Raw genomic sequence first — 1,333 nt, forward strand, 5'->3', positions numbered from 1 at the left:
GGATGCTCCTATGGCTGTCAAGCCGCTGGAGCCAGGTCGGTTTGAGTGATTCGTTCGGTCGGTGTGCTGGTCAGGGCCCGGTAGACCTCGCGGGCCACGAAGCGTTTGAGGCAGCGCATGATGTCCTTCTTGTTCAGCCCTTGCTTGGTGCGGCGTTCGACGTAGGCGCGGGTGCGTTCGTCGAAGCGCATGCGGGTCAGCACGATGGTGTGCAGGGCGTTGTTGGCGGCCCGGTCGCCGCCGCGGTTGAGGCGGTGGCGGTGGGTGCGTCCGGACGAGGCCGGGATCGGCGCGACCCCGGCCAGGTGCGCGAACGCGGCTTCCGAGCGCATCCGTTCGGGGTTGTCCCCGGCCGAGGCCAGCAGCTGGCCGGCGGTCTCGGGGCCGACGCCGAACAGCTCCAGCAGCTGGGGTGCTGCCTGCTTGACCAGCGGGCCGATCTCGGCGTCCAGCTCGGCGATCTCCTCGTCGAGCGCCTGGTGGCGGCGGGCGAGGCGCCGCAGCGCGGCCCGGGTCGCGGCCAGGGGCCGGGACAGGTCGTCGCCGGGCCGCAGCCGGGCCAGGGTGCGTATCAGGGCCGCTTTCTCCAGCCCTGCCACCTGTTCACGCAGCATCGCGGGGGCCGAGACGAGCAGGCCGCGGATCTGGTTCATCGCCTGGGTGCGGGCCTTGACGGCGCTGCGGCGCGCGATCCGCAGGACCCGGACCGACTCGACCAGGCCGTCCCGGCTCTTGGGAATGCCGGTGGCCCGCCCGGACAGTACGGCCATCGCGGCGGCGTAGGCGTCGATCGGATCGGACTTGCCCTTCATCCTCCGCGTCTTGCGGTCGGGGCGGTCGACATCGATGACCGTGACGCCGGCGGCGGTCAGCACCCGGGCGAGTTCGGCCCCGTAGGCGCCGGTGCCCTCCACGCCCACCGCGACGAGCTCGCCGTGTGAGCGCATCCAGTCCAGCAGATCGCGGTAGCCGCGAATGGTGGCAGGAAACTCCCGGTCGGCCAGGTGCCGGCCGACCGTGTCGATCACTGCCGCGTGGTGCGTCAGGCCGTGGGTGTCGACTCCGCCGGTGATCTGCGGGCCGTCGTGCGTCATGCTGGTCATGTCCGTCCTTGTGGCGTGTCCGTTCCGAGGGCGGCACGCGCCGGTCGGGCGGGTGGACAAGACAGTGACGGGGCTTCTGGACCAAGCTCCTATAAGGTCACAAACGCCCGTCCGGCCGCGTGCGTGGTGACGCCCGGCGGGCCGACAAATCCCAAACAGGACAGTCGAGACGTCAGTCAGGCGAGGGGTCAGACCCACCAGCGGCGTCACCACGTCACATCCTCACTGTC

General features: G+C 70.8%; 1 protein-coding gene. It reads right to left on the reverse strand.

Annotated elements, in window-relative coordinates; genetic code table 11:
- Nucleotides 1-17 precede the first annotated feature (17 nt).
- Nucleotides 18-1,103, reverse strand: coding sequence for an IS110 family transposase (locus MTQ10_RS30495; RefSeq protein WP_247473985.1), 1,086 nt, complete (start codon nucleotides 1,101-1,103; stop codon nucleotides 18-20).
- Nucleotides 1,104-1,333 lie beyond the last annotated feature (230 nt).

Origin of the sequence: Streptomyces sp. XM83C (genome assembly GCF_023072675.1) — a bacterium.
Lineage (GTDB): Bacteria > Actinomycetota > Actinomycetes > Streptomycetales > Streptomycetaceae > Streptomyces > Streptomyces thermocoprophilus.